Source organism: Pseudomonas sp. F-14 TE3482 (genome assembly GCF_053629455.1).
Map to the genome: position 1 here is coordinate 340,909 of NZ_JBRJII010000001.1, position 23,529 is coordinate 364,437.

The following is a 23,529-nucleotide window of genomic DNA, read 5'->3' on the forward strand; positions in this document are numbered from 1 at the left end:
TCAGCGTTACTTCCACAGCTGGGCGGCAAACACTACAAGAATGCCGATGGGCGCCACATAGCGCATCAAGAACAGGGACAAGGCGAACAGCACCGGACGGCGGATCGACAATTCGTCGCGCACCGCTTCACGCCCCATCACCCAGCCCGCAAACACCACGAAACACAAACCACCGAGTGGCAACATGATCCGCGAGGTGAAGAAATCGATCACACCGAAGAAGTCCAGACCACCGGAGGCTCCCCATTGATAGAGGTGGAACATCCCGCCTTCGTTCACGAAAAACTTGGCTTGCTTCCAGATATTGAAGGAAAACACCGTACCCAGACCGACGAACCAGCAGATGAATGCCAACCAGAAGGTAACCCAGGCACGACTGATCTTCGTACGCTCAACCAGGTAAGCCACCATTGGCTCGAGCAGGGAAATCGCCGAACTCCAGGCCGCAATCGCTACCAGCACGAAGAACACTACGCCCATCAATTGGCCGAACGCTACGTTGCCAAAGGCAAATGGCAGGCTGACGAACATCAGGCCAGGGCCTTCGCTCGGGTTCAGGCCGGCAGCGAACACAATCGGAAACAATGCCAGACCGGCCACCAGGGAAACGAAAGTATCGAGCAGCGCCACACCGACAATGGTGCCGGAAATCGACGAGCTCTTCGGCATGTAAGCACCGTAGATCATGATCGAACCGACGCCCACGCTCAGGGAGAAGAACGCATGCCCCATGGCCGGCAGCAAGCCGTCGAGCACTTTTTCCGGGTGGAAGTCGAACATGAAATGCACGCCCTCCATGAAATGGCCGGTGGTCATGCTGTAGCCCAGCAGGACAATCACCATCACGAACAGCAGCGGCATCATGATTCGCAGGCTGCGCTCCAGCCCGGCGACCACGCCTTTGGCGATCACCACGGCGGAGAGGAGCATGAAAATCGTGTGCCAAAGTGTCAGGCGCCATGGGTCGGCGATCACATTGCCGAAGTAGGCGCCGACCTGATCAGGCGTCGCCCCCTGGAAGTCGCCACGCCCCATGTCGATGATGTAGTCCAGCGACCAGCCGCCGACCACACTATAGAAAGACAGAATCAGCAGCGCCGTGATCATCCCGGCAAACGCCCCCCAGGACCACTTCGCCGAATGCCCCGCTTCCAGCGCCAGGACCTTCAAGGCATTGGCCGGGCTCTGCCGTGCGCGGCGGCCGATCAGGGTTTCGGCCAGCATCACGGGCACACCGATCAGCGCGATACAGGTCAGGAACATCAGCACGAAGGCTCCGCCACCGTAGACGCCGACCATGTAAGGGAATTTCCAGATACTACCCAAACCCACGGCCGAACCGGTCGCGGCGAGTATGAAGACCCAGCGGCTAGCCCAACTGCCGTGGACAGAAACCTTGTCTGTCGACATCGTTATCACGCCCAAGCGTTCAAAAAAGAGGCCGCATTGTCCGGGATTCAATCAACCTGCTCAAGCACGTAGCGATACCGTAGCCGACTCGCTTGCAACTCCCTATAATGCCGCCCCTATGGCTAAACAGAAGAAACACCCAACAGGGACCATCGCGCAGAACAAAAAGGCGCGACACGATTACTTCATCGAGCATAAGTTCGAGGCTGGTCTGGTCCTGGCCGGCTGGGAAGTAAAAAGTTTGCGGGCAAGCAAGCTACAACTGGTTGACAGTTACGTGCTGCTCAAGGATGGCGAAGCCTGGCTGCTCGGCAGCCACATTACGCCGCTGATGACTGCCAGCACCCACGTCATCGCCGATCCGACCCGCACCCGAAAATTGCTGCTCAACCGGCGGGAGCTGGAAAAGCTGGCCGCTGCCGTGCAGCAAAAAGGTTACGCCTGCGTATGCCTGTCCTGGTACTGGAGCAAGCACATGGTCAAGTGCGAGATCGCTTTAGGCAAGGGCAAGAAGGAATACGACAAGCGTGATACCGAACGCGAACGCGACGCCGGTCGTGAGTTGCAGCGGGCGGTGCGAAACAAGGGTAAGGAAGATTAATTTTCCTGCCTGATCGCGGCTTTTGTGGCGAGGGAGCTTGCTCCCGCTCGGCTGCGAAGCAGTCGTAAACGATCTGCTTTACGGTGCTGGCCTAGGGGCCGCTTCGCGCCCCAGCGGGAGCAAGTTCCCTCGCCACAGAGAAGCTGACTACATCCCCTTGCGCCGCTCCGCCCGAGCCACGCGCTGCACTTCCTGACGCACCTCTTCCAACACTTCCTGCACATACAGAATGTGTCGACTGGAAACCTCCCGCGCCTGCTCCGCCTTTCCTTCGATAATCGCCAGGTACAATTCTCTGTGCTGCGCAATCAGCATATCGCGGGTTTCTGAACGCTGTTTGTACATGCCGCCAATGTTGGTCACCACGTTGCGCTTGAGCAGGTCGAACAGCCCACGGATGGTGTGTAGCAACACTGCGTTATGACTGGCTTCGGCGATCGCCAAGTGAAATTTTGCGTCCGCCGCGCCCTCTTCCAGCCGACTCACTTCGTCATGACGCGAATAGCAGTCCTGCAACTCGTCGAATGCCGCCGTCAGCCGCTCGCGATCCACATCAGTCGCGCGCAATGCCGCGTAGTAAGCACAGGAGGCTTCCAGCGTATGACGAAACTCCAGCAAATCGCGCTGGGCCTCGGGGTTACTTTCCAGCAGATGCAACAGCGGGTCACTGAACGTCGAACCCAGGGATTCCACCACATAGTTACCGCCGCCCTGACGACTGACCAGCAGCCCTTTGGCCGTCAGTTTCTGAATCGCTTCGCGCAACGAAGGGCGTGATACGCCGAACTGCTCGGCCAGCGCGCGCTCTGCCGGCAAGCGTTCGCCAGCCTTCAATGTGCCCTCGAGGATCATCCCCTCGAGTTGCTCGACAATATCGTCAGACAAACGGCGCTGCCGAATCTGATCAAACCCCATCACTCAATTCTCCACGATCCCGGCGGCTCGCCGGGCTCTCTATTCTGGCCTATTGGCGCTGTACCAGCACCTACCAGACGATGTTTGATCGAACAGATCAGATGCGTTCTGCACCGCTCATTCGACAAAAGTTTTAGGGCGGCAAATTGACACACCGCATACAAGGCTTTTACCCTAGCCAACAGCGATTGTAAATTGGTATTACCAATTAACCAAGAACGCTGACCAGTGCCTGACCAACAACAATTAGGGGCCACCCCATATGCAAACCTGGCAACAGCTCTACAGCCCGCTCGGCAGTCTCGGCGTGTCCGCACTCGCGGCCGTCATCCCCATCGTATTTTTCTTCCTGGCTCTGGCCGTGTTCCGCCTCAAAGGCCACGTGGCCGGCAGCATTACCCTGGCGCTGTCGATTGCAGTGGCAATCTTCGCGTTCCAAATGCCGGTCGATATGGCCTTCGCGGCTGCCGGATATGGCTTCGCCTACGGCTTGTGGCCGATTGCCTGGATCATCGTGGCAGCGGTGTTCCTCTACAAACTGACGGTCAAGAGTGGCCAGTTCGAAGTGATCCGCAGCTCAGTGCTGTCGATCACCGACGACCAACGCCTGCAAGTGCTGCTGATCGGCTTCTGCTTCGGCGCCTTCCTGGAAGGTGCCGCCGGTTTCGGCGCACCGGTCGCGATTACCGCCGCGCTGCTGGTAGGTCTGGGTTTCAACCCGCTGTACGCCGCCGGCCTGTGCCTGATCGCCAACACCGCGCCGGTGGCTTTTGGCGCCTTGGGGATTCCGATCATCGTCGCCGGTCAAGTCACCGGCATCGACGCATTCAAGATCGGCGCCATGACCGGTCGCCAACTGCCATTGCTGTCGCTGTTCGTGCCTTTCTGGCTAGTGTTCATGATGGATGGCCTGCGCGGCGTCCGGGAAACCTGGCCGGCGGCGCTGGTAGCTGGTTTAAGCTTTGCCGTCACCCAATACTTCACCTCGAACTTCATTGGACCGGAACTGCCGGACATCACTTCCGCGCTGGCCAGCCTGATTTCCCTGACGCTGTTCCTGAAAATCTGGCAGCCAAAACGCGCCGCAGGCCAACACATCGTCGGCGCCGTCTCGGCTTCCGTGGTGGCCAGCGCCGGTGGTTTCGGCCAACCGCGCACCACCGTGGCTTCGCCTTACAGCCTGGGGGAAATTTTCAAAGCCTGGTCGCCGTTCCTGATCCTCACCGTACTGGTCACCATCTGGACGCTGAAACCGTTCAAGGCGATGTTCGCTGCGGGTGGCTCGATGTATAGCTGGGTGTTCAACTTCGCGATTCCGCATCTGGATCAAATGGTGATCAAGGTCGCCCCGATCGTAACCGCCCCGACGGCGATTCCGGCGGTGTTCAAACTCGATCCGATTTCCGCGACCGGCACGGCGATTTTCTTCTCTGCGCTGATCTCGATGCTGGTGCTGAAGATCAACCTGAAAACTGGTCTTACCACTTTCAAAGAGACCGTCTACGAACTGCGCTGGCCGATTTTGTCCATCGGCATGGTGCTGGCCTTCGCCTTCGTCACCAACTATTCGGGCATGTCATCGACCATGGCTCTGGTACTGGCAGGCACAGGCGCGGCATTCCCGTTCTTCTCGCCATTCCTCGGCTGGCTCGGCGTGTTCCTGACCGGTTCCGATACCTCGTCCAACGCGCTGTTCAGTTCGCTGCAAGCAACCACCGCGCATCAGATCGGCGTCAATGACACCTTGCTGGTGGCGGCGAATACCAGCGGCGGAGTGACCGGCAAGATGATTTCGCCACAATCGATCGCCGTGGCCTGCGCCGCGACCGGGTTGGTGGGCAAGGAATCGGATCTGTTCCGCTTCACCCTCAAGCACAGCCTATTCTTTGCAACGATCGTCGGCCTGATCACGTTGGCTCAGGCCTACTGGTTCACCGGCATGCTGGTGCACTAAGAACTACACGCGACACGGAAAAAACCGACGCCGGGTTACGCCCCCGGCGTCAGCTATTCACAACCGGGTCTGCAAGGCTGCTGAAAGCTTCCCTCTCTATATTCAGCAGCCTCAGCGGACGGATAACCGGGACCACCCGGAGACACGCCTGATGAGCGAGCTTTTTTACAACGCTGTGCCGAATGCGACCCGCGTCGCCCCGCCACTGCCCGAACCTCGGCAATACCCCAGCGAGAAACCGTCACGGGTCTACCTGTTCGGGACTTGCGTGGTGGATCTGTTCTACCCGGAAGCCGGGATGGACGCGATCCATCTGCTGGAACGCGAAGGCATTCGTGTTGAATACCCGCAAGGGCAAAGCTGCTGCGGGCAACCGGCCTACACCTCGGGCTACACCGAACAGGCCCGGACCGTGGCGCGCTCGCAACTGGCGCTGTTTGCCGGTGATTATCCGGTGGTGGTGCCGTCGGGGTCTTGCGCGGGGATGTTGCGCGAACACTACGCCGACTTGTTCAAGGACGAGCCGCAAACGCTGAAACAGGTCCAGGCCCTCGCGGCACGGACTTATGAGCTGGCGGAGTTCCTGCTGTTTGTCTGCAAGGTGCAGCTCAAGGACAGCGGCGAACCGGTCAAAGTGGCGTTGCACACGTCGTGCTCGGCACGCCGTGAAATGAACACCCACCTGCACGGCCGTGAGTTGTTGGCGCAGCTAAGCAACGTGGAGCGAGTCGACCACAGCCACGAAAGTGAATGCTGTGGCTTTGGTGGGACTTTCAGCGTCCGTATGCCAGATATTTCCGGCGCGATGGTGGCTGACAAGACCCGAGCGTTGAAGGAGTCCGGCGCGCACAAGGTACTCAGTGCCGATTGCGGTTGCCTGATGAACATCAATGGCTCGCTGGAGAAACAGCAGGAAGCGTTGCGCGGTCAGCATCTGGCCAGTTTCCTGTGGCAGCGTACCGGAGGTGCCCGATGAGCACTTCCACGATTATTCCTACGGTTGCCGTAGAAGAAGACTTTCGCGCCCGGGCGCACAAGGCATTGGCTGACACGCAACTGCGAAACAACTTTCGCAGCGCGATGGATTCACTGATGAGCAAACGGGCAGCGTCCTTCAGCGATGCCCATGAAAGAGAACATTTGCGAGTGCTGGGCAATGCTGTCCGCGCCCGTGCTTTATCCAAGTTGCCCGACCTGCTCGAGCAACTTGAACAGAACCTGACCCGCAACGGTGTGACAGTGCACTGGGCGGAAACGGTGGACGAAGCCAATGGCATCGTCTTATCGATCATCCGCGCTCACGAGGGGCGGCAAGTGATCAAGGGCAAATCGATGGTCAGCGAAGAGATGGAAATGAATCACTTCCTCGCTGAACAGGGCATTGAATGCCTGGAATCGGACATGGGCGAGTACATCGTCCAGCTCGACCACGAGAAGCCTTCACACATTATTATGCCGGCGATCCACAAGAATGCCGGTCAGGTCGCGTCCTTGTTCCACGACAAACTTGGCGTGGAGTACACCAAGGACGTTGACCAACTCATTCAAATCGGTCGCAAAGTCTTGCGACAGAAATTCTTCGAAGCAGACATCGGCGTCTCGGGCGTCAACTTCGCCGTGGCCGAAACCGGCACCTTGCTGTTGGTGGAAAACGAAGGCAACGGGCGCATGTCGACCACCGTGCCGCCCGTACACATTGCCGTCACGGGCATCGAGAAAGTCGTCGAAAACCTGCGGGACGTTGTACCGCTGTTGTCGCTGCTGACCCGTTCGGCCCTCGGCCAACCGATCACCACCTACGTCAACATGATCTCCGGCCCGCGCAAGGAACATGAACTCGACGGCCCACAGGAAGTGCACCTGGTATTGCTCGACAACGGTCGCAGCCAGGCGTTTGCCGACAGCGAATTGCGCCAGACCCTGAACTGCATCCGCTGCGGCGCCTGTATGAATCACTGCCCGGTCTACACACGAATCGGCGGCCATGCCTATGGGGAGGTTTACCCTGGGCCTATCGGAAAAATCATCACCCCGCACATGGTCGGCCTGGCGAAAGTCCCCGACCACCCGAGTGCCTCGTCGTTATGCGGCGCTTGCGGTGAAGTCTGCCCGGTAAAAATTCCGATCCCCGCATTGCTGCGCCGCCTGCGGGAAGAGAACGTCAAAGCCCCGGACAGCCCGCATCAAGTCATGCGCGGCCAGGGCAGCAAGTTCTCACGCAAAGAACGGTTTATCTGGAACGCCTGGGCGAAGCTCAACAGCTCGCCAACGCTCTATCGTCTGTTCGGCTTCTTCGCTACTCGCCTGCGCGCGCTGACCCCGAGCAACGTCGGCCCATGGACCCAGAACCACAGCGCACCGAAACCCGCCGCCCGCTCACTGCATGACATGGCCCGCGAGCATCTGGCCAAACAGGGAGACCGCTGATGAGCGCCAAGCAAAATATCCTCACCAAATTGCGCAACAGTCTGACAGGCAGCACACCGGTGCCTGACAACTTCGATGTCGAACTGGTGACCGAGCCCTACACCTACACGCCAGAACAACGCATCCCGCAACTGCGCAAACTGATGGAAGCGGTGCACACCGAAATTCATCTGACGTCCAGAGATGGCTGGCCCGAATTGCTGGCGCAACTGCTGCAGGATCGCCAGCTGCCGAGCCTGTTGATTGCGCCGACGACACCTCACGGTCAACGCATCACTCAGCATTGGGCGAAAAATCCTGGCCTGCCCGCGCTCAAAGCCTACGACCGTCCTGTCGAGGATTGGAAAGCCGAGTTGTTCAACGACACCCCGGCCAGCCTGACCACCACCCTCGGCGCAATCGCCGCGACAGGTAGCCTGATTCTCTGGCCGACGCGGGAAGAACCGCGCCTGATGAGCCTGGTGCCGCCGGTGCATTTCGCCCTGCTCAAGGCCAGTGAAATCCGCGACAACTTCTATCAGGTGCAGCAGGAGTTCGAATGGGCCCAAGGCATGCCGACCAACGCCTTGCTGGTGTCCGGCCCGTCGAAGACTGCCGACATCGAGCAAGTATTGGCTTACGGTGCCCACGGCCCGAAAGACCTGGTCGTTCTGATCCTGGAGGACCAATGAGTCTACCGGCAGCTTTCCTGCGAGATGCACAGCGACTGATTCCTGAAACGCGACGTTTCGACGATCCGCTGTCGACCTTGGCCTTCGGCACCGACGCCAGTTTCTACCGGCTGATTCCGAAACTGGTGATCCGCGTCGAGTCCGAAGATGAAGTGGTGGCGCTGCTCAAACTGGCGCAACGGGATCAAGTCCCGGTGACCTTCCGCGCCGCCGGCACCAGCCTGTCTGGCCAGGCCATCAGCGATTCGGTGCTGATCGTGCTGGGGGATAACTGGAACGGTCGCGAAATCCGAGGTCAGGGCACGCAAATCCGCCTGCAACCGGGCGTGATCGGTGCTCAGGCCAACGCCTGGCTGGCACCGTTCGGACGTAAGATCGGACCAGACCCGGCGTCGATCAACGCCTGCAAAATCGGCGGCATCGTCGCCAACAACGCCAGTGGCATGTGCTGCGGCACGGCGCAGAACACCTATCACACGCTGGCCGGTATTCGTCTGGTACTGGCTGACGGCAGCCGTCTCGATACCGAAGATACCGCCAGTGTGATGGCCTTCCGTGAGAGCCACGCCGAGTTGCTGGAGCAACTGGCGACGTTAGGCCGCGAGACCCGCGCCAATGCCGAACTGGCCGCGAAAATTCGCCACAAATACCGTCTGAAAAACACCACCGGCCTGTCACTCAATGCGCTGGTGGATTTCGACGAGCCTGTGGATATCTTGAGCCACTTGCTGGTGGGCTCGGAAGGCACGCTCGGGTTCATCAGCGCAGTGACCTACGACACGGTAATCGACCACCCGAACAAGGCGTCGGCGCTGATCGTGTTCCCTGACGTAGAAACCTGCTGCAACGCCGTCACCGTGCTGAAAAGCCAACCCGTATCGGCGGTGGAATTGCTGGACCGCCGCAGCCTGCGCTCGGTGCAGGACAAGCCCGGCATGCCTGCTTTCGTACAACAACTGTCGACCAATGCCTGCGCCCTGCTGATCGAATCCCGCGCCGCTTCGTCCTCTTTGCTTCAGGAACAGCTGACGCAAATCATGGCGTCGCTGACCGGCTTCCCGGTGGAGAAGCAAGTCGACTTCACCGAAGACCCGGTGGAAAACGCCCGGCTCTGGGCGATTCGTAAGGACACTTTCCCTGCCGTCGGCGCGGTGCGCAAAACCGGCACCACGGTGATCATCGAAGACGTGACATTCCCGGTGGAACAGCTGGCCAGTGGCGTCAACCGCCTGATCGAGCTGTTCGACAAACATCACTACGACGAAGCGATCCTTTTCGGACACGCCCTGGAAGGCAATCTGCACTTCGTCTTCACCCAAGGCTTCAACAGCGCACAAGAAGTCGCACGCTACCAGGCGTTCATGGACGACGTGGCGCAGTTGGTGGCCGTTGAATTCGGCGGTTCGCTGAAGGCTGAACACGGCACCGGTCGCAACATGGCGCCCTTCGTCGAACTGGAATGGGGCAGCGATGCTTATCAGTTGATGTGGCAGCTCAAACGCCTGCTCGACCCTAACGGCATTCTCAACCCGGACGTGGTGCTCAGCGACGATCCACAAATCCACCTCAAGCATCTGAAACCGTTGCCGGCCGCCGATGAGATTGTGGATAAGTGCATCGAGTGTGGCTTTTGCGAACCGGTGTGCCCGTCGAAAGGCCTGACATTGAGCCCACGCCAGCGCATCGTGATCTGGCGAGATATCCAGGCCAAGAAGCGCGCAGGCGTCGACACCACCGAACTCGAAGCCGCTTACGAATACCAAGGCATCGACACCTGCGCCGCCACTGGCCTGTGTGCGCAACGTTGCCCTGTAGGAATCAACACCGGTGAGTTGGTGAAAAAACGCCGCGGCCGTAAAGCGACGCATACGAAAACCGCCAACTGGATTGAAGGAAATTTCGCAACTGCGCTGCAAGGCGCGCGCTTCACCCTGCACGTCGCCAATGGTGCGCGGATGCTATTGGGAGCACCGCGCCTGGCAAAACTTTCGGCATCGCTGACGCGGTTGTCCAAGGGTCAAATCCCGCAATGGACCAACGCCATGCCGCAGCCGGAAAGGGCCATTCGCTTCAGCCCGAGCGTGTCGGACGAACGCCCTAGGGTGGTGTACCTGGCGGCCTGCGTGTCGCGGGTCATGGGCCCGGCGGCGGGTGATAAAGAGCAAATGTCGCTGTACGAAAAAACCCGCGGCCTGCTGGAAAAGGCCGGTTATCAGGTAGTTTCTCCAGACAATCAGGACAACCTCTGCTGCGGTCAGCCGTTTGCTTCCAAGGGTTACGCTGAACAGGCCGAACACAAGCGCCAGGAACTGATCGGCGCACTGCTGCACGCCAGCCGCGGCGGGCTCGACCCGATCTATTGCGACACCAGCCCCTGCACCTTGCGGCTGGTTCAGGACCTGGGCGACGTGCGACTGGACTTGTACGACCCCGTGCGTTTCATCCGCACTCACTTGATGGATCGTCTCGATTTCACCCCCCAGGAAGCGCCGATCGCGGTACATGTCACGTGCAGCACTCAGCATCTCGGCGAGAGCCAGGCGTTGATTGATCTTGCGCGCAAGTGCAGTAAAAACGTGGTCATCCCGGAAGGCATTCACTGCTGCGGTTTTGCCGGCGACAAGGGCTTCACCACCCCGGAACTGAATGCTCATTCGTTACGCACGCTCAAGGACGCGGTACAGCAATGCAGCGAAGGGATTTCCACCAGCCGCACCTGTGAGATTGGTCTGACGCAACACGGCGGAATTGACTACCACGGGTTGGTCTATCTGGTGGATCGGGTGACCCAGGCCAGGGCGACCTGAAGAAAAATAGAACCCTGACGCACCGTCGCAGTCCACCGATCAAGTCCCGCAAACGCGGGGCCTTTCCCAAAATTGGCAGCCCGTCCTGATGGCCAGCGATGCCTGGCCCCTCAGTTCAAGGAGATACCCATGAAACGCTCAGTGCTGTTAGGTCTGTTCGTTACTGCCTCAATGCTGGCCTCCTCCTCGTTTGCCGCCGGCGATGATCTCTGTGCAACCAACCTGAAAGCCATCGCCAATGCCAAGACCCAGACCCTGGCGCCAGAAATGAGCGCTCGCGTCGAGGCAAGTGTCCAGCAGGCCAAGGCCTACCAGGCGCAAAACACCGAGGAAGGCACCAAAAAATGCATCTCCGAAACCACTCAAACCCTGCAGGAAATACAGAACGCGGGCAAAGGTGATAAAGGCTAAGAACTACTGAAGGCCAACCTTCGGGTTGGCCTTCTGAGCCATGTAAACCCTAAGCTTGCGGAGCATCGGGCGTTTCTTGTCCCTTTTTCACACCCGCCTCCCGGAAAAATCTTTCACCCCATCGCCAGCAAAAACAGAACCCTTGCACGCCATCACAGTCCATTTGTTAAGCCCCGATCAGCGTGGCCCAATCCCCCCGTCCCAGGAGATACCCATGAAGCGTTCCGCCCTGGCTGGACTGCTCATCGCTGCAACAATGCTGGCCTCCTCCGCATACGCCTCAAACGATAGCGATCAATGCGTAATGAAGCTCCAGGAAGTCAATAACAAGCTGTCCAGCACTACCACACTGGGTGCTGCCACCAAAGGTGTCGTGATCACTAAAGCCGAACAAGCCAAGGCCGCCCACGCCGCCAACAATGACAAAGAGTGTGTATCCCTGACGCAGCAGGCGCTTCAGGATTTTCAAAGCCACGCGCACGGTCAGTAGGGCCAGACCAGAGCCAATCAGCGTCGGCCCTGACACGCAAGCACGGACAGAAGGTCGACTCGCCGCGCGCATTGGCGTACACTGCGCTTGCCTGCTGGTTACACACAGCAGGTTCGGGGCCGTTTAGGATTCGACGCCGGTTGCGAAACTTTAGGTGCATGCCGAGTTGGTAACAGAACTCGTAAATCCACTGTTGCAACTTTCTATAGTTGCCAATGACGAAACCTACGGGGAATACGCTCTCGCTGCGTAAGCAGCCTTAGCCCTTCCCTCCTGGTACCTTCGGGTCCAGCAATCATCAGGGGATGTCTGTAAACCCAAAGTGATTGTCATATAGAACAGAATCGCCGTGCAGTACGTTGTGGACGAAGCGGCTAAAACTTACACAACTCGCCCAAAGCACCCTGCCCGTCGGGTCGCTGAGGGTTAACTTAATAGACACGGCTACGCATGTAGTACCGACAGCGGAGTACTGGCGGACGGGGGTTCAAATCCCCCCGGCTCCACCAAATAAACATTACAAATCAGGCACTTAGCGTTTATCGCAAGTGCCTTTTTTGTGCCTGACGGGGCTGTTTTAGCTCCGTAATGACAGCTAAATGGCAGCCTCAGACGAAGCGGCGAAGGTCAGGGAAATGAGTTCTGAGATTGATAGAGTCAAGGATCGAGCGAAAAGCAGAAGCTTGGTGGACGACCTCTACCAAGATGCCAGTCGGGTCTACGTAGTCCATTACTCATGCGAATCGTTTTACGAGGGCTCTACCGGCGCCTCGAAACGTGTAACTTCAATTGCGGTACGAAATCTGAAGTCGGCACAAACGAAGTCGTGGTCGCTTCACAAGTCAGCCGAGCTCAAGGGCTCCCTCGACACCATGTCGGACGAGCTCGACAGTCACGAGCGATCTATGCTTGATGGGTATTTTGCATTCCTTGAGCAGCATAAGGATTGTCGATTCCTTCATTGGAATATGCGTGATGAGCATTTCGGCTTCTTCGCTCTTGAGCATCGCTACCGGGTGCTTGGGGGGAACCCTTTTGAACTCCAGGACGATAAGAAAGTAGATTTAGCTCGCGTACTGGTCAGCCTTTATGGCAAATCCTATGCGCCACATGTGGATAGCAAAGGGCGTAAGGGCCGCATAATGAGCCTGACTGAACTGAACAGCGTGTCCGACGTTGATGCGCTTACCGGAGAGCAGGAAGCGGAGGCGTTCGTCAACGGCGACTACCTAAAGATGCACAGGTCTACTCTGCGTAAGCTGGATATGTTTGCAAATTTTTTCGAGCGAACGCACGAAAAGCGGTTAAAAACCGACGCATCTTGGGCAGACAAATTCGGTGTACGGCCAGTCGCCGTTCTCGAGGTAATAAAAGGACACCCTCTATTCACAGCCTTCACCGTTATCGCCATCGCTCTAGGCGCCATAGCTAAATACACAGAATTTTTTAACCAGGTTTTTAGTCCCTGATGAAACGACTGACTCAAGGTCCGAGAAACTGAGCAGCCAGATATATTGCAGCATGGGCGGGACCGAGATATGTCGCTAGCTTTAGACGGCACAAAACCGACAAGAAGGAGTTTGCTTGTGGCGAATGAGGCGACCCCGGCAAGGCAAGTAATGACACCCGAAGAGCTAGAGATTTCGGCTAAAGCAGTCAGCTTCGCTCGCGCAAACAAGAAAGCAATCGCCAAGCGCCGGACGGACAAAACCATTTATCCGCCAGAGGAAGCTCCCGTGTCAGTGTTTATGGCCGGCTCCCCAGGGGCGGGTAAAACTGAAGCCTCAATCGCGCTTGTGAACCTTTTCGCTGACACGAAGATCCTAAGGATTGATCCAGACGAGCTTCGAAACGAATTTTCTGAATACTCGGGTGGAAACTCTTGGCTTTTTCAGGGAGGTGTTTCGATCCTGGTTGAAAAAATTCTCGACTTTGCTATCGATCAGAGACAGTCTTTTCTGCTCGACGGAACATTCTCCAACCTCGATGTAGCCAGAAGAAATGTCGAACGGTCCTTGAAAAAGGGCAGATTTGTGCAAATCTTGTACGTCTATCAAAATCCTCACCTTGCATGGGGCTTTGTCAAAGCTCGAGAGGAGGCAGAGGGTAGAAGGATTCGCAAGGAGCATTTCATCGATCAGTATTTCGCGGCGCGTGACGTTGTGAACGCACTTAAGCTAGAGTACGGCGGCGATGTCCACGTGGATCTACTGCTCAAGCATATCGACAATTCTGGACGTCTTTACAAAGCTGGTGTCGATAAAATTGACTACCATATACCTGAGCGCCACACGCGGGCCGATCTAGAGGCCGAGCTCGGATTACCATCAGGAGCGCATTCATGATTTCGATTAAGCTAGGCTTAACCAAGGGTGCTAAAAGCCCATTTGCCGACTTTATTCGTAACGCGAAGTCAGAGCAAAAAAAACGCGTTTACAGTGAAGTTTTGACCGAGGCGACCAAGCAACAAAACCTCGTGATGATGCAGGCCGAGGCAAAGCAAGCCTGATAGACATGCATAGAATCAAAGAGAAGCCCGGCCAGATGCCGGGCTTTTTATTTCCCGTTTACGCTCGGTATCCTCAGGGAGATCTTCATTGCGGCTGGACGGCTGGACGGCTGGACGATAAAGCACGTTACTCACTTCAATGTCGCTCAATATCGCCTGCGTCCGCCTATCCCGACTCTCCTTTCCAACCTAGGTCTTAATTGCAGCTATTGCTGGAGGCAAACTAACCACGTCCTAGGAAATTTCCCTCAAACTGTGGCGAACTCCATGAACTGGCGAGTAACGATCAGTAAAGATAACCTTCCGTCTTCGCTGCAACCCGGCGAACGGTTTTGACAGGCCGAAAAGCGTAGGGATCCCTAAATTTCCGGAGCTCCCCCATGAAAAAGACCAAACCAAAGCCACGTGGAAACCCAGTCACTCCAGAGTCGGAAACCCTCGACCTGACCCAACTCTCCAAAGCCACCCAACGCGCCGTCAGCGCCCGCTTGCGCAACCCGAAACAGCCCGATCCCGTGAGCCATGTTTTCACCATCCTCCCCGACGTCGACACCCCCACCCTGCTCGCTCACGCCAGCGAAACCCTGGCCTCCATGAATGTCATGACCACCGATCTGGCCGACCAGCTCGAAGGCTCGCATCGCAATGTGGCATTGGCGATTCAGCAACTGGCCGTGCTGGCTGAGATGTTGATCAACCGAGCGCTGGATAACCTCGACTCGCCCCTGCCGGCGGTCACGCCCGTCTGCCACTGAGTGATCGCGCTCGTTGATCGAATGGAGGTTTTGTCATGGATCGATACATACCGGTCACCGGCATCGACTGCACCATCGCGTCGCTGCTGATCGACACCGAAGCACCGCTGGATGTGCTGCATGAAACGGCGGCCTACCGCATCCGCACGGCAACTCAATTGCTGGAGAGTTTCGCTGTGAACGAAGGCGTTCACAGCGAGCTGGCGCGGGTGTTGGTGACCTCGCTGCGCGATGGCTGTGATTTGCTGGATGTGGTTGGGCGAAGGTTACAGATGCAGGTTTCGGCGTTGTAACGAACCCAGCATAGAAGTCGTTACCGCTCCCCCAACACATAAAGGCACCTGTCGAGCATATCGCAGGTGCCTTTTTTGGATTGAACAGCATTAGATGACTCAACAGTAGGTTTCATGATCTGTAACTTACTATCGACTCAATGGACGCAGAGTCGCCACGCTTTCGGCCTTGTGTAAAAAAATGGATTTCTCTGACAGATTAGAACCACGTCATCCTGGGAAATTTCCCGCAACCTGTAGCGACTTCCATGAACTGGCGAACAACGTTTCCGGCAGATAGTCTTCACGCTTCGCTGTAAACCCTGCGGACGGTTTGACAAGCCCGAAATAGCGTAAGGATCCCTAACCTCATGGAACGCCCTTATGAAAAAAATCACCCTGCATTTAGTTGAAAATACGGCCACTTCAAAGCCTGAAACCCTCGACCCTACCCAACGTCCCCAAGCCACCGAGCGCGCCAACGCCCGCCGGCGCAACCTGAACAGGAACATCTTCAGCGTCCGCCCCGACGTCGACACGCTCACCCTGCTCTCTCATGCCAGCGAAACCCTGGCGTCCCTCAACGTCATGACTCTGGACTTTGCCAACAAACTCGATGGGCCTCAGCGCAATGTGGCGCTGGCGCTTCAGCAATTGACGATGCTGACCGAGCTTCTGGTCAACCGAGCGCGGGATAACCTCGATCCGAACGCTTCGGTGCCGGCGGGCAAGCCTCCCGTTGTTCACTGAGTGATCGAGCAACGACTACAAACGCAGATTTCGGCGTAGAAAAGCAAAATGGGCGGCCTCATTGAGGTCGCCCATTTTTGCTGATGCCGTCGTTGCTACATCGTGGAAAATGAAATACACAACATTATTGCGACTCCCCGGGTATTTCGTTCACTCAGAGGCCATGCCGAAGGCCCATCCACATGAATTTTTCTTCACCCCATCACCTCTCCCCAACCTGTACATTGCCCTCGCTCATTCAAGAAACTACGGTTTGCCCGCGCTCCCGCGGGCTTTTTTTTGTCTGCGGTTTTGTTGGCGGTCAGTTCAAATAGCCCGCGCAGGGGAAACCTTCGGCAGTTCCTGCAGGCATTTCAATCGATACAAATATTCCTGCTCCCCATGCTGCTGCGAACACCGCGCCTGATAACACTTCCTGATCAAGCCAAAACCGGTCGCTTCAGCCAGCCGTTGGCTCGCCACGTTGGCCACGTCTATGGTCAGGTAAAACGTGAAACCGGGCAGGCTTTTGATCAATTCTTCGAGCGCTGTGCGCATATAACCTTTGCCCGAATACTCGGTATTGGCCCAGTAGCCGACGACGTAGCGGTTGCGGTGCCGGGGCTTCAAACCAATGCAGCCGATGATCGTGTGCGCCGCATCGTCGACGATAAACAGCCGCCGCTCACCTGTTTCGCTTTTGAATTCATCGACTGCCCGCGCGAGGAACGATCGGGCCTCGTCCTCGGTGGTGTAGGGTTTGGCCCAGGGCAGAAATTCGGAATGGGTGGTAAAACTGGCGTTAAGCGCATGCTGCAACGCTTTACACCATTCGGGGTCGGGGGCACTCAATCTCAATGTATGAGTGCCCACCGTCAGCGAAAGCTCCATTGCATCTTCCTTGAATTCAAACTCCGTAGCGTCAAACAGTAGCAGTGCCAGGAAGGACACTGCTACTCAGGCGTTCAACGGCCTCCCGGCCTAAATCTCCGCGTTGGCGGGTGAACTCGTAAATGGCTCAACGACAGGTTGCTCAGCCTGCTGTCGCACCGGTAGCTCCAACCGCGCCCGCCCATAGAACGCCAACGCCGTCAGCAAACAGGCCAGCCATACAAAGATTCCGGCCCAGAAGGTGTGGGACATGTAGTGCCAACCCTGTAGAACCCGCGTCGTGCCGTAGACGAAACCGAGCAGCAGCGAGCCGTGCATCAGCGCTTTGGAATATCGCCAGCGGTAGCGGCGAGCCACAAAGTACAGCGCGAGCATCGTGAAGCCGCCTGATGCATGCCCGCCCGGCCAGCAGCGACCGTCGCCTGCGACTTTCAGCAGGTCGAAATTCTGATACCACTCCTTGTGTTCGATTTTGCCGGCGTATTGAGTCGTTTCGACCGGGCAATACACACTGGTGTGGCCTTTGAGGTAGTGGATAACGCCAGTGCTGATGGAAAACGCGAACACTACATAGAGGAAGTCCCGACGGTGTTTACTGGCGAACCGAAGTACCGGCGCGACTTTGATTTTTTCCAGGAGCGTGATGATCTTCGAATGTTTTTCAGCCTTCAGTCGCGGCCAGAGAAACGACAGCAAAGCGCCGATCATCGCGACCTCGCCGGTCCAGTTCGGGATGATCCGCGCCCATTTATGGGTGATTTTCTCGAACAGATGGACATGCTGTAACGGAAACAACCGCGTGGCCGGATCATAGAAAAGATCGCTGAAGGCGATGTCTATCTTGGTCATGTCAAACAACAGGAACACCACGACCGCACAGGCCAGCGGAATACCGAAGTTCACCCAGTAAAAGCGGTAACGGGAAGCAGTCAGCATCGTACATCCTGATCCAGAGGGATGATGGTGAGGCTCATTCAGTGGTCATCGAACGCCAGTCGGAGGCTTCGATGAAACCGAGCATGCGCGGCGGCTGAGACTTTTTGGCGGAGATAAACAGAGAAGCGCCATAACCCAAGGTCTCGGTCGATAACTTGAGATCTTTTTCGAGTTGCGCCATGCATTCGCTGTGGGTCACCAGAATCAGGTTGCGTCCGGCCACCTTGTGCGCCAAGGCATCGCGCAGCATGTTGTCTCTGCAGTGGACCAACCAGTCTTCGCCGACGCCGACCTTGTTGAACATGTAACCGGCAGTTTGCGCCGTGCGCATCACCGGGCTGTTGTAGATGTCGGCCCGATCCAGCCCCAGATGCTCGAACTGCGCGCCGACACTCACCGCCACGCTGCGAGAGCGATCGGTGATGCCATCGTTGCCGATCAGGCAGGCGGCCGTGGAGTGATCACAACGCTCGACGTGGCGCACCAGCACGATCATGTCGCCTTTGGCCCACCCGGTCGCCAACGCCCGGGCACCCGCCACATTGCCATGGGCCAGGTCTGGGACGGCGGCGGGTCGCAGCAGCCACACGGTCAGCGGAATAACCAACAAGGCAGATGCCAGCACGACTGCAGCGTTTCGATAACGGGCCAAACGGCTCAGATCGATCGAGCGTTTTATCCCGAACAGACTCAGTCTCAATTCCACATCAAGCCGCCTCGCCGGGATACACCATTGTGATTCGATGTCGCGAGGGTAAAGAGGCGCGCGTCGGCAGCCGGTGAAACCCATGTGAAAAAAAGATTAAGACTTGCCCAAAAATCTTGTTACAGAATCCGTCCAACAAAATCCTTTCAGCTCTCGCCATTGCTGCCGATACAGACCTGCTACCCCCCTTGCTGGCTCTTAAAACAACAATCTTCCAGCCAACCGACGATCAAGAAGCACAACGTTCCTGGAGGAATATTGATGAATAGCTGGTTCGGTAATATCAGCGTGAACCTGAAACTGGGCCTGGGATTCGGCCTGGTCCTGGCACTGACCTGCGTTCTCGCCCTGACCGGCTGGACGAGCCTGGGCGGGTTGATTGACCGCAGCAACTGGATGAGCGACATCACTCAGCTCAACGCCGGCCTGACCAAACTGCGTGTGGTTCGCCTGCAATACATGCTGACCAACGGCGACGAAACCGCCGCACAGAATGTGCAGACCACCCTCGACGGCTTCGTCGCTCAGCAACAAGCGTTGCTGTCGAGTTTCAAGAGCCCGGAAAACGTCAAGTTGCTCAAAGAGCAGAGCGCGACCATCAGCGCCTACCAGATATCCCTGAACAAAATGCGTAGCGCCTACCGCACCGGTAACAGCGCCCGCGACGCCATGGGCGCCAATGCTGAAACCGCCAACACGTTGATCGAAGCGATCAGCACCCGCGTGCAGCAAATGCCCCTGAGCGACCAACGCTTCGAACAGTTCCAGGCCATCACCGCGGCCAAGGAAGCGTTCATCCTGGCTCGCTACGAAGTGCGTGGTTACACGGCCAGCACCAACGCCGAGACCGAGCAAAAAGCCGTCGCCCAACTAGACACGGCCATCGCCAGCCTGAAACAGCTCAATGTGCATTTCGCCGAGACCCAGCAAGATGCGCTGCGCCAGCTGGAAACCGCGCTGAGCAACTACCGCAGTGCCTTGCAAGCGTATAAAGCCGCCAACACCGAGGCGGTGCAGGCGCGCAAGGAAATGACCGAACAGGGTGCCACCATCGTGAGCCTGAGTGACCACCTGTATCAGATCCAGCTCGACCGCCGCGATGCCGAAAGCGCCCAAGCCCGCACGCTGCAACTGATCAGTACCTTGCTGGCCTTGCTGGTGGGCGTCATTGCCGCCGTAATCATCACCCGTCAGATCACCGGCCCGTTGCGCGATACCCTGGCCGTGGTCGAGCGCATCGCCAGCGGCGACCTGTCCCAGGACGTCAAAGTGACCCGCCGCGACGAACTCGGCGTGCTGCAACAAGGCATCGCACGCATGGGCGTGACCCTGCGCGATTTGATCAGCGGTATCCGCGATGGCGTCACTCAGATCGCCAGCGCTGCCGAAGAATTGTCTGCCGTGACCGAGCAAACCAGCGCCGGGGTCAACAGCCAGAAAATCGAGACCGATCAAGTGGCCACCGCCATGCACGAGATGACTGCCACGGTGCAGGAAGTCGCGCGCAACGCTGAAGAAGCGTCTCAGGCTGCAGCCGCCGCTGATGGAGAAGCGCGCGAAGGCGATAAAGTGGTCAACGAAGCCATCGCCCAGATCGAACGCCTGGCCAGCGAAGTGGCGCGCTCCACCGAAGCCATGAGCGTGCTGCAGCAGGAAAGCGACAAGATCGGCAGCGTCATGGACGTGATCAAAGCCGTGGCCGAACAGACCAACCTGCTGGCCCTCAACGCCGCCATCGAAGCGGCCCGTGCCGGTGAAGCCGGTCGTGGTTTTGCCGTGGTGGCCGACGAAGTTCGTGGCCTGGCCCAGCGCACGCAGAAATCCACCGAGGAAATCGAAGGCCTGGTGGCCGGCCTGCAGAACGGCACTCAACAAGTGTCGGTGGTGATGAACAACAGCCGCGCCCTGACCGACAGCAGCGTGGCGCTGACCCGCAAGGCCGGCGTATCACTGGAAAACATCACCCGAACGGTGTCCAACATCCAGTCGATGAACCAACAGATCGCTGCCGCCGCCGAGCAACAAAGCGCCGTGGCCGAAGAGATCAGCCGCAGCATCATCAACGTACGCGACGTGTCCGAACAGACCGCCGCCGCCAGCGACGAAACCGCTGCGTCCAGTGTTGAGCTGGCGAGGTTGGGTAATCAGTTGCAGATGATGGTGAGTCACTTCCGGGTGTAACCCGCGAATCTATGAATCCTCTTTGCCTGCGTGCCCTACTCGTTTCCGGCACCAGGCAAATCGAAGTCTCGGCCATTCGTTTAAAACTGGCGCACGCCTGAATTCCTATATCCTGTCGTCCAAAAATACCGATACCGAATCGCTTTTTCATACGCATCCCCCCTCAACCAGCCTACCTCCCTTTCTTCTCTACTCCTGTACGTTTCTTCTGACCAAGGACATCCCGTTCGAACAGGAGACTCACAACACATGGACGTAAGTAACGACTCATTGCTAGACAAACTCGTTGACTTCCCTGCCAGCGAAGAAGGGACAAAAACCGACTTCAAAACAGCCATGCAAGCTATGAAGATCGAGTCTGTTTTCGATATTGCGCATATGCCCCAGGAGCAGTTCGCCCGTGACCTGGCCCGGCACAGCGACGCCAATGGGCAGCAGGCTTATGACAACGCCGTGAGTTACGCCCGACAGATCAGCCGTCTGTATCTGGAGCATCAGGTATCGTCCGGTGACGCCAAACGGCGTATCCGGCGTAACGCTGATTTCGAATCGAAATCTGTGCCTGCCACCTATCAAACGTTGTTCAACGAGAATTGGGAGCATTTTTGCCATGAAGGCGATATTGCTTCAATCGACTCGCCCGTGGCCTATTTGCGAGCGTTGTATCTGTTTGCCGGACAACTGGAAAACTCATCTCGACACCCAGAAAAAATCCCCTTGGATAAACGGCGCCCGGATCTCAAGGAACTGATGCTGGACCACCAGAGCGCCTTCGTTTCTCGGCCGATGTTGAACATCGTCAATAACACCTTGAGCACTCATATCCAGAACCATCTGAACAACACCACCAATTCGAAGAGCGTTCACGAAGTACTGGCCAGCGAGTATTACCCGTTCTCATTGCCCTATGATCTCCATCACCAACAATGCTTGCTTGGATTGGGCACTGACAAACCGGGGCTGGGTGAGCTGAATTATCGCGTCAGTCTGAAACTGCCTTTTTCACATAACGCTGGGGTTGATCATGATTTTTTGAAATCTCGTGTCGACGCTCAGCGACACCTGTCCGGATTAAGTCCGGAGCAGCAGAAGTTGCTAATCATGAAGTTCGATATAGACGCCAACGTTGACACGTTGAAGAAAGCCTATGGAACCGAAAACATTGAACGCCTGGGTGAACTTGAGTTTTTCAAGGAACGTACCGGACTGACAACAGAGCAGGTTCAGCAGGTGCTCGCGCAGGGGAAATACAGCCCTCGCGCTTCAGCCAACAGCCCATCTTCCACACATGCCAACTATGGTGCGAGTTACATTAATGGTCTGATTTCCGGCGAGAAATCGAAGGGTGTTCTGAGGATCGCCATTACCGAAAACAAAGCAAAGGAAATTATCAACAGGTCAAAACCACGTCTCCACCGTTTGCAGCAGATGATCCGTCTGCAACGCTGGACCGGTGTTCCCTTTGCCGAACTGGATACCTTGCTCGTCAATGCCCTGCGTTCGGAAGGCGGATCATCCGCTGCGCTCAACATCAATACCTTGCGCACCCTGGGCGTCTATCGATACCTGAATCAGCGTTATGGCATCTTGCCGGAGGAGTTTGCTTCGTTCCTGCATGACATGCCGACGTCCGCTTGCGGTGATCGAACGCCGTTGTTTGACCAAGTGTTCAATCGCACAGGATTGCTCGACAGTCCTTTGCAAAAAAAGCAGACGACAGCGCTTGTCACTACGGACCTCGAAACCTTCGGCTATCTCAGTGCCGGCCTTGGCCTTTCCTTTACGCAAGACTCATTGTTGCTGCTTGCGCAACAGACCGCGCAATACGCTTCGTTAAAACATGATTTATCTACAGTGTCCTCGCTCTACCGCCAAGCCCGTATCGCACGGATGTTTGGTCTTTCCCCTGCCGACAGTACAAGGCTCGCCCGATTACTGGGAGGGGACAAGTTCAGCGAACTTCTGGTGACAGGAGCATTGAGCGACCCAAACGCACCGACAACCGACATTCTCGACGTACTGATGACGATGGATTGGGCCGTCGACTGGCTAGGGCAAAGCAACCGTGATATGGCGCAACTGTGCCAACTGCTCGGCAGCCACAACGTCGACTTGCCGCTGGAGCAGAACCTGCAAAATCGGCTAGATGCACTTCGTACACCTGCCAGTACATCCGCTGAGCAGCAGCTTCGTCTGATGGAAAGTCTGCTGCACGACATCGCTGATTTGTCCGCGGAGTACCTGCCGAGCGTGATGAAAATGGCCGGTACATCTGTGAAGTCGGTGTACGAGGACATCAACGCGCGCCCCCAGGCAATCATGCCTGCGTCGCTGACGAAGATACTGCGCGCTGCCAAAGCATGCCGGGAATTACACCTGAGCAGCAGCACACTTGAAATATTGCTGAACAACCCGCGGTTTCTAGCCTCAAACAACTCGGGAACCCTAACACTCCAGACGCTTTATCTGCTTGAACGTTTCAGTCTTTGCGCTCGTCGCCAAGCACAGTCAGAAGACACCCTCCTGCATTACTTGCGTCTTACCAATGAGGATGATGAAGCCGATAAGACGACATCGACACCATCGAAAAAAGACGTCAACGGCTTGCTGGCCCACCTCCTGAACTGGACAACCGATGAGGTGAGTTGCCTGACGGCACAGTTACCCAGCAAGCGGGCGGGCTCAATGGAAGAAGTGGATTGGGTCATGCGCTGCCAGTCGTGTTGCGAGAGCACAGGACTGTCAGCAAACATCTTGCTCAAAGCCACCGATCTGACAACCGACAGTAATACATCGGACTGGAAAGACGTTGGCGAAGCAGTGGTCGCGGCCTGTCACTAACACCTCTCCCGCTTTGAATATTC

At 57.1% G+C, this 23,529-nt stretch carries 21 protein-coding genes, 1 other RNA gene and 1 pseudogene; 18 read left to right on the forward strand and 5 right to left on the reverse strand.

Features of this window, described 5'->3' with window-relative positions; translation table 11 throughout:
* Nucleotides 1-6: 6 nt before the first annotated feature.
* Complete coding sequence (locus tag AB7M26_RS01560; protein WP_123498868.1) at nt 7-1,410, reverse strand: sodium-dependent transporter; 1,404 nt, start codon at nt 1,408-1,410, stop codon at nt 7-9.
* 118 nt (nt 1,411-1,528) lie between these two features.
* Here AB7M26_RS01560 and smpB point away from each other — a divergent pair, with 118 nt between their 5' ends.
* Nucleotides 1,529-2,011 (forward strand): SsrA-binding protein SmpB, encoded by a 483-nt coding sequence (gene smpB / locus AB7M26_RS01565; RefSeq protein ID WP_007900551.1) that lies wholly within the window; start codon nt 1,529-1,531, stop codon nt 2,009-2,011.
* Between the two features lie 147 nt (nt 2,012-2,158).
* On the opposite strand, the gene AB7M26_RS01570 is transcribed toward smpB, so the two are convergent.
* Complete coding sequence (locus tag AB7M26_RS01570; protein WP_123498866.1) at nt 2,159-2,926, reverse strand: FCD domain-containing protein; 768 nt, start codon at nt 2,924-2,926, stop codon at nt 2,159-2,161.
* Nucleotides 2,927-3,188: 262 nt separating this feature from the next.
* On the opposite strand from AB7M26_RS01570, the gene AB7M26_RS01575 reads away from it, so the two are divergent.
* The 14 genes from AB7M26_RS01575 to AB7M26_RS01640 all read left to right on the forward strand — a co-directional run bounded on the left by AB7M26_RS01575 (nt 3,189) and on the right by AB7M26_RS01640 (nt 15,972).
* Entirely contained in the window at nt 3,189-4,880 is a 1,692-nt protein-coding gene (locus tag AB7M26_RS01575; protein WP_123498864.1) for a lactate permease LctP family transporter, read from the forward strand.
* A gap of 151 nt (nt 4,881-5,031) precedes the next feature.
* Nucleotides 5,032-5,856 (forward strand): (Fe-S)-binding protein, encoded by an 825-nt coding sequence (locus tag AB7M26_RS01580; protein WP_018929467.1) that lies wholly within the window; start codon nt 5,032-5,034, stop codon nt 5,854-5,856.
* Entirely contained in the window at nt 5,853-7,307 is a 1,455-nt protein-coding gene (locus tag AB7M26_RS01585; RefSeq protein ID WP_123498862.1) for a LutB/LldF family L-lactate oxidation iron-sulfur protein, read from the forward strand. The genes AB7M26_RS01580 and AB7M26_RS01585 overlap by 4 nt, the downstream gene beginning before the upstream one ends.
* Nucleotides 7,307-7,978 carry a LutC/YkgG family protein gene (locus AB7M26_RS01590; protein ID WP_123498861.1) on the forward strand — a complete coding sequence of 224 codons (672 nt, stop codon included), beginning with the start codon at nt 7,307-7,309 and terminating at the stop codon, nt 7,976-7,978. Before AB7M26_RS01585 ends, AB7M26_RS01590 begins: the two co-directional genes overlap by 1 nt.
* Nucleotides 7,975-10,785 carry an FAD-binding and (Fe-S)-binding domain-containing protein gene (locus AB7M26_RS01595; RefSeq protein WP_123498859.1) on the forward strand — a complete coding sequence of 937 codons (2,811 nt, stop codon included), beginning with the start codon at nt 7,975-7,977 and terminating at the stop codon, nt 10,783-10,785. The genes AB7M26_RS01590 and AB7M26_RS01595 overlap by 4 nt, the downstream gene beginning before the upstream one ends.
* Nucleotides 10,786-10,914: 129 nt before the next feature.
* On the forward strand, nt 10,915-11,196 hold the full coding sequence (locus AB7M26_RS01600) for a hypothetical protein (RefSeq protein ID WP_123498856.1): 282 nt from the start codon (nt 10,915-10,917) through the stop codon (nt 11,194-11,196).
* Between the two features lie 214 nt (nt 11,197-11,410).
* A complete protein-coding gene (locus AB7M26_RS01605; RefSeq protein ID WP_123498854.1) occupies nt 11,411-11,686 on the forward strand; it encodes a hypothetical protein in 276 nt (91 codons plus the stop codon).
* Nucleotides 11,687-11,801: 115 nt separating this feature from the next.
* Nucleotides 11,802-12,195, forward strand: a transfer-messenger RNA (tmRNA) gene (gene ssrA / locus AB7M26_RS01610).
* A 90-nt stretch (nt 12,196-12,285) separates the two neighbouring features.
* Nucleotides 12,286-13,155 (forward strand): hypothetical protein, encoded by an 870-nt coding sequence (locus AB7M26_RS01615; protein WP_185022196.1) that lies wholly within the window; start codon nt 12,286-12,288, stop codon nt 13,153-13,155.
* 150 nt (nt 13,156-13,305) lie between these two features.
* Nucleotides 13,306-14,031 (forward strand): zeta toxin family protein, encoded by a 726-nt coding sequence (locus tag AB7M26_RS01620; RefSeq protein ID WP_063343897.1) that lies wholly within the window; start codon nt 13,306-13,308, stop codon nt 14,029-14,031.
* Nucleotides 14,028-14,195 (forward strand): hypothetical protein, encoded by a 168-nt coding sequence (locus AB7M26_RS01625; RefSeq protein WP_181150620.1) that lies wholly within the window; start codon nt 14,028-14,030, stop codon nt 14,193-14,195. Before AB7M26_RS01620 ends, AB7M26_RS01625 begins: the two co-directional genes overlap by 4 nt.
* A gap of 380 nt (nt 14,196-14,575) precedes the next feature.
* Complete coding sequence (locus AB7M26_RS01630; RefSeq protein ID WP_123498852.1) at nt 14,576-14,950, forward strand: DUF6124 family protein; 375 nt, start codon at nt 14,576-14,578, stop codon at nt 14,948-14,950.
* Nucleotides 14,951-14,985: 35 nt separating this feature from the next.
* Nucleotides 14,986-15,243, forward strand: a complete 258-nt coding sequence (locus AB7M26_RS01635) for a hypothetical protein (RefSeq protein WP_123498850.1) — start codon at nt 14,986-14,988, stop codon at nt 15,241-15,243.
* A 363-nt stretch (nt 15,244-15,606) separates the two neighbouring features.
* Nucleotides 15,607-15,972: a DUF6124 family protein gene (locus tag AB7M26_RS01640; protein WP_123498848.1), complete on the forward strand. Its 366-nt coding sequence runs from the start codon at nt 15,607-15,609 to the stop codon at nt 15,970-15,972.
* 306 nt (nt 15,973-16,278) lie between these two features.
* Here the strand turns inward: AB7M26_RS01640 and AB7M26_RS01645 are convergent, their stop codons facing one another.
* The 3 genes from AB7M26_RS01645 to pmrG form a co-directional block, all read right to left on the reverse strand.
* Nucleotides 16,279-16,842, reverse strand: a complete 564-nt coding sequence (locus AB7M26_RS01645; protein ID WP_123498847.1) for a GNAT family N-acetyltransferase — start codon at nt 16,840-16,842, stop codon at nt 16,279-16,281.
* A gap of 90 nt (nt 16,843-16,932) precedes the next feature.
* Nucleotides 16,933-17,778 (reverse strand): phosphatase PAP2 family protein, encoded by an 846-nt coding sequence (locus tag AB7M26_RS01650; protein WP_123498845.1) that lies wholly within the window; start codon nt 17,776-17,778, stop codon nt 16,933-16,935.
* 34 nt (nt 17,779-17,812) lie between these two features.
* Nucleotides 17,813-18,484 carry a lipopolysaccharide core heptose(II)-phosphate phosphatase PmrG gene (pmrG, locus tag AB7M26_RS01655; RefSeq protein WP_123498843.1) on the reverse strand — a complete coding sequence of 224 codons (672 nt, stop codon included), beginning with the start codon at nt 18,482-18,484 and terminating at the stop codon, nt 17,813-17,815.
* A gap of 396 nt (nt 18,485-18,880) precedes the next feature.
* Between pmrG and AB7M26_RS01660 the strand changes: the two are divergent.
* From AB7M26_RS01660 to AB7M26_RS01670, 3 genes and pseudogenes are all read left to right on the forward strand, one after another.
* Nucleotides 18,881-19,759, forward strand: a pseudogene (locus AB7M26_RS01660) (methyl-accepting chemotaxis protein); the annotation flags it as partial.
* Between the two features lie 201 nt (nt 19,760-19,960).
* Complete coding sequence (locus tag AB7M26_RS01665; RefSeq protein ID WP_429388987.1) at nt 19,961-20,665, forward strand: methyl-accepting chemotaxis protein; 705 nt, start codon at nt 19,961-19,963, stop codon at nt 20,663-20,665.
* Nucleotides 20,666-20,914: 249 nt separating this feature from the next.
* Nucleotides 20,915-23,506: a Tc toxin subunit A gene (locus AB7M26_RS01670; RefSeq protein ID WP_123498839.1), complete on the forward strand. Its 2,592-nt coding sequence runs from the start codon at nt 20,915-20,917 to the stop codon at nt 23,504-23,506.
* Nucleotides 23,507-23,529: the final 23 nt, after the last annotated feature.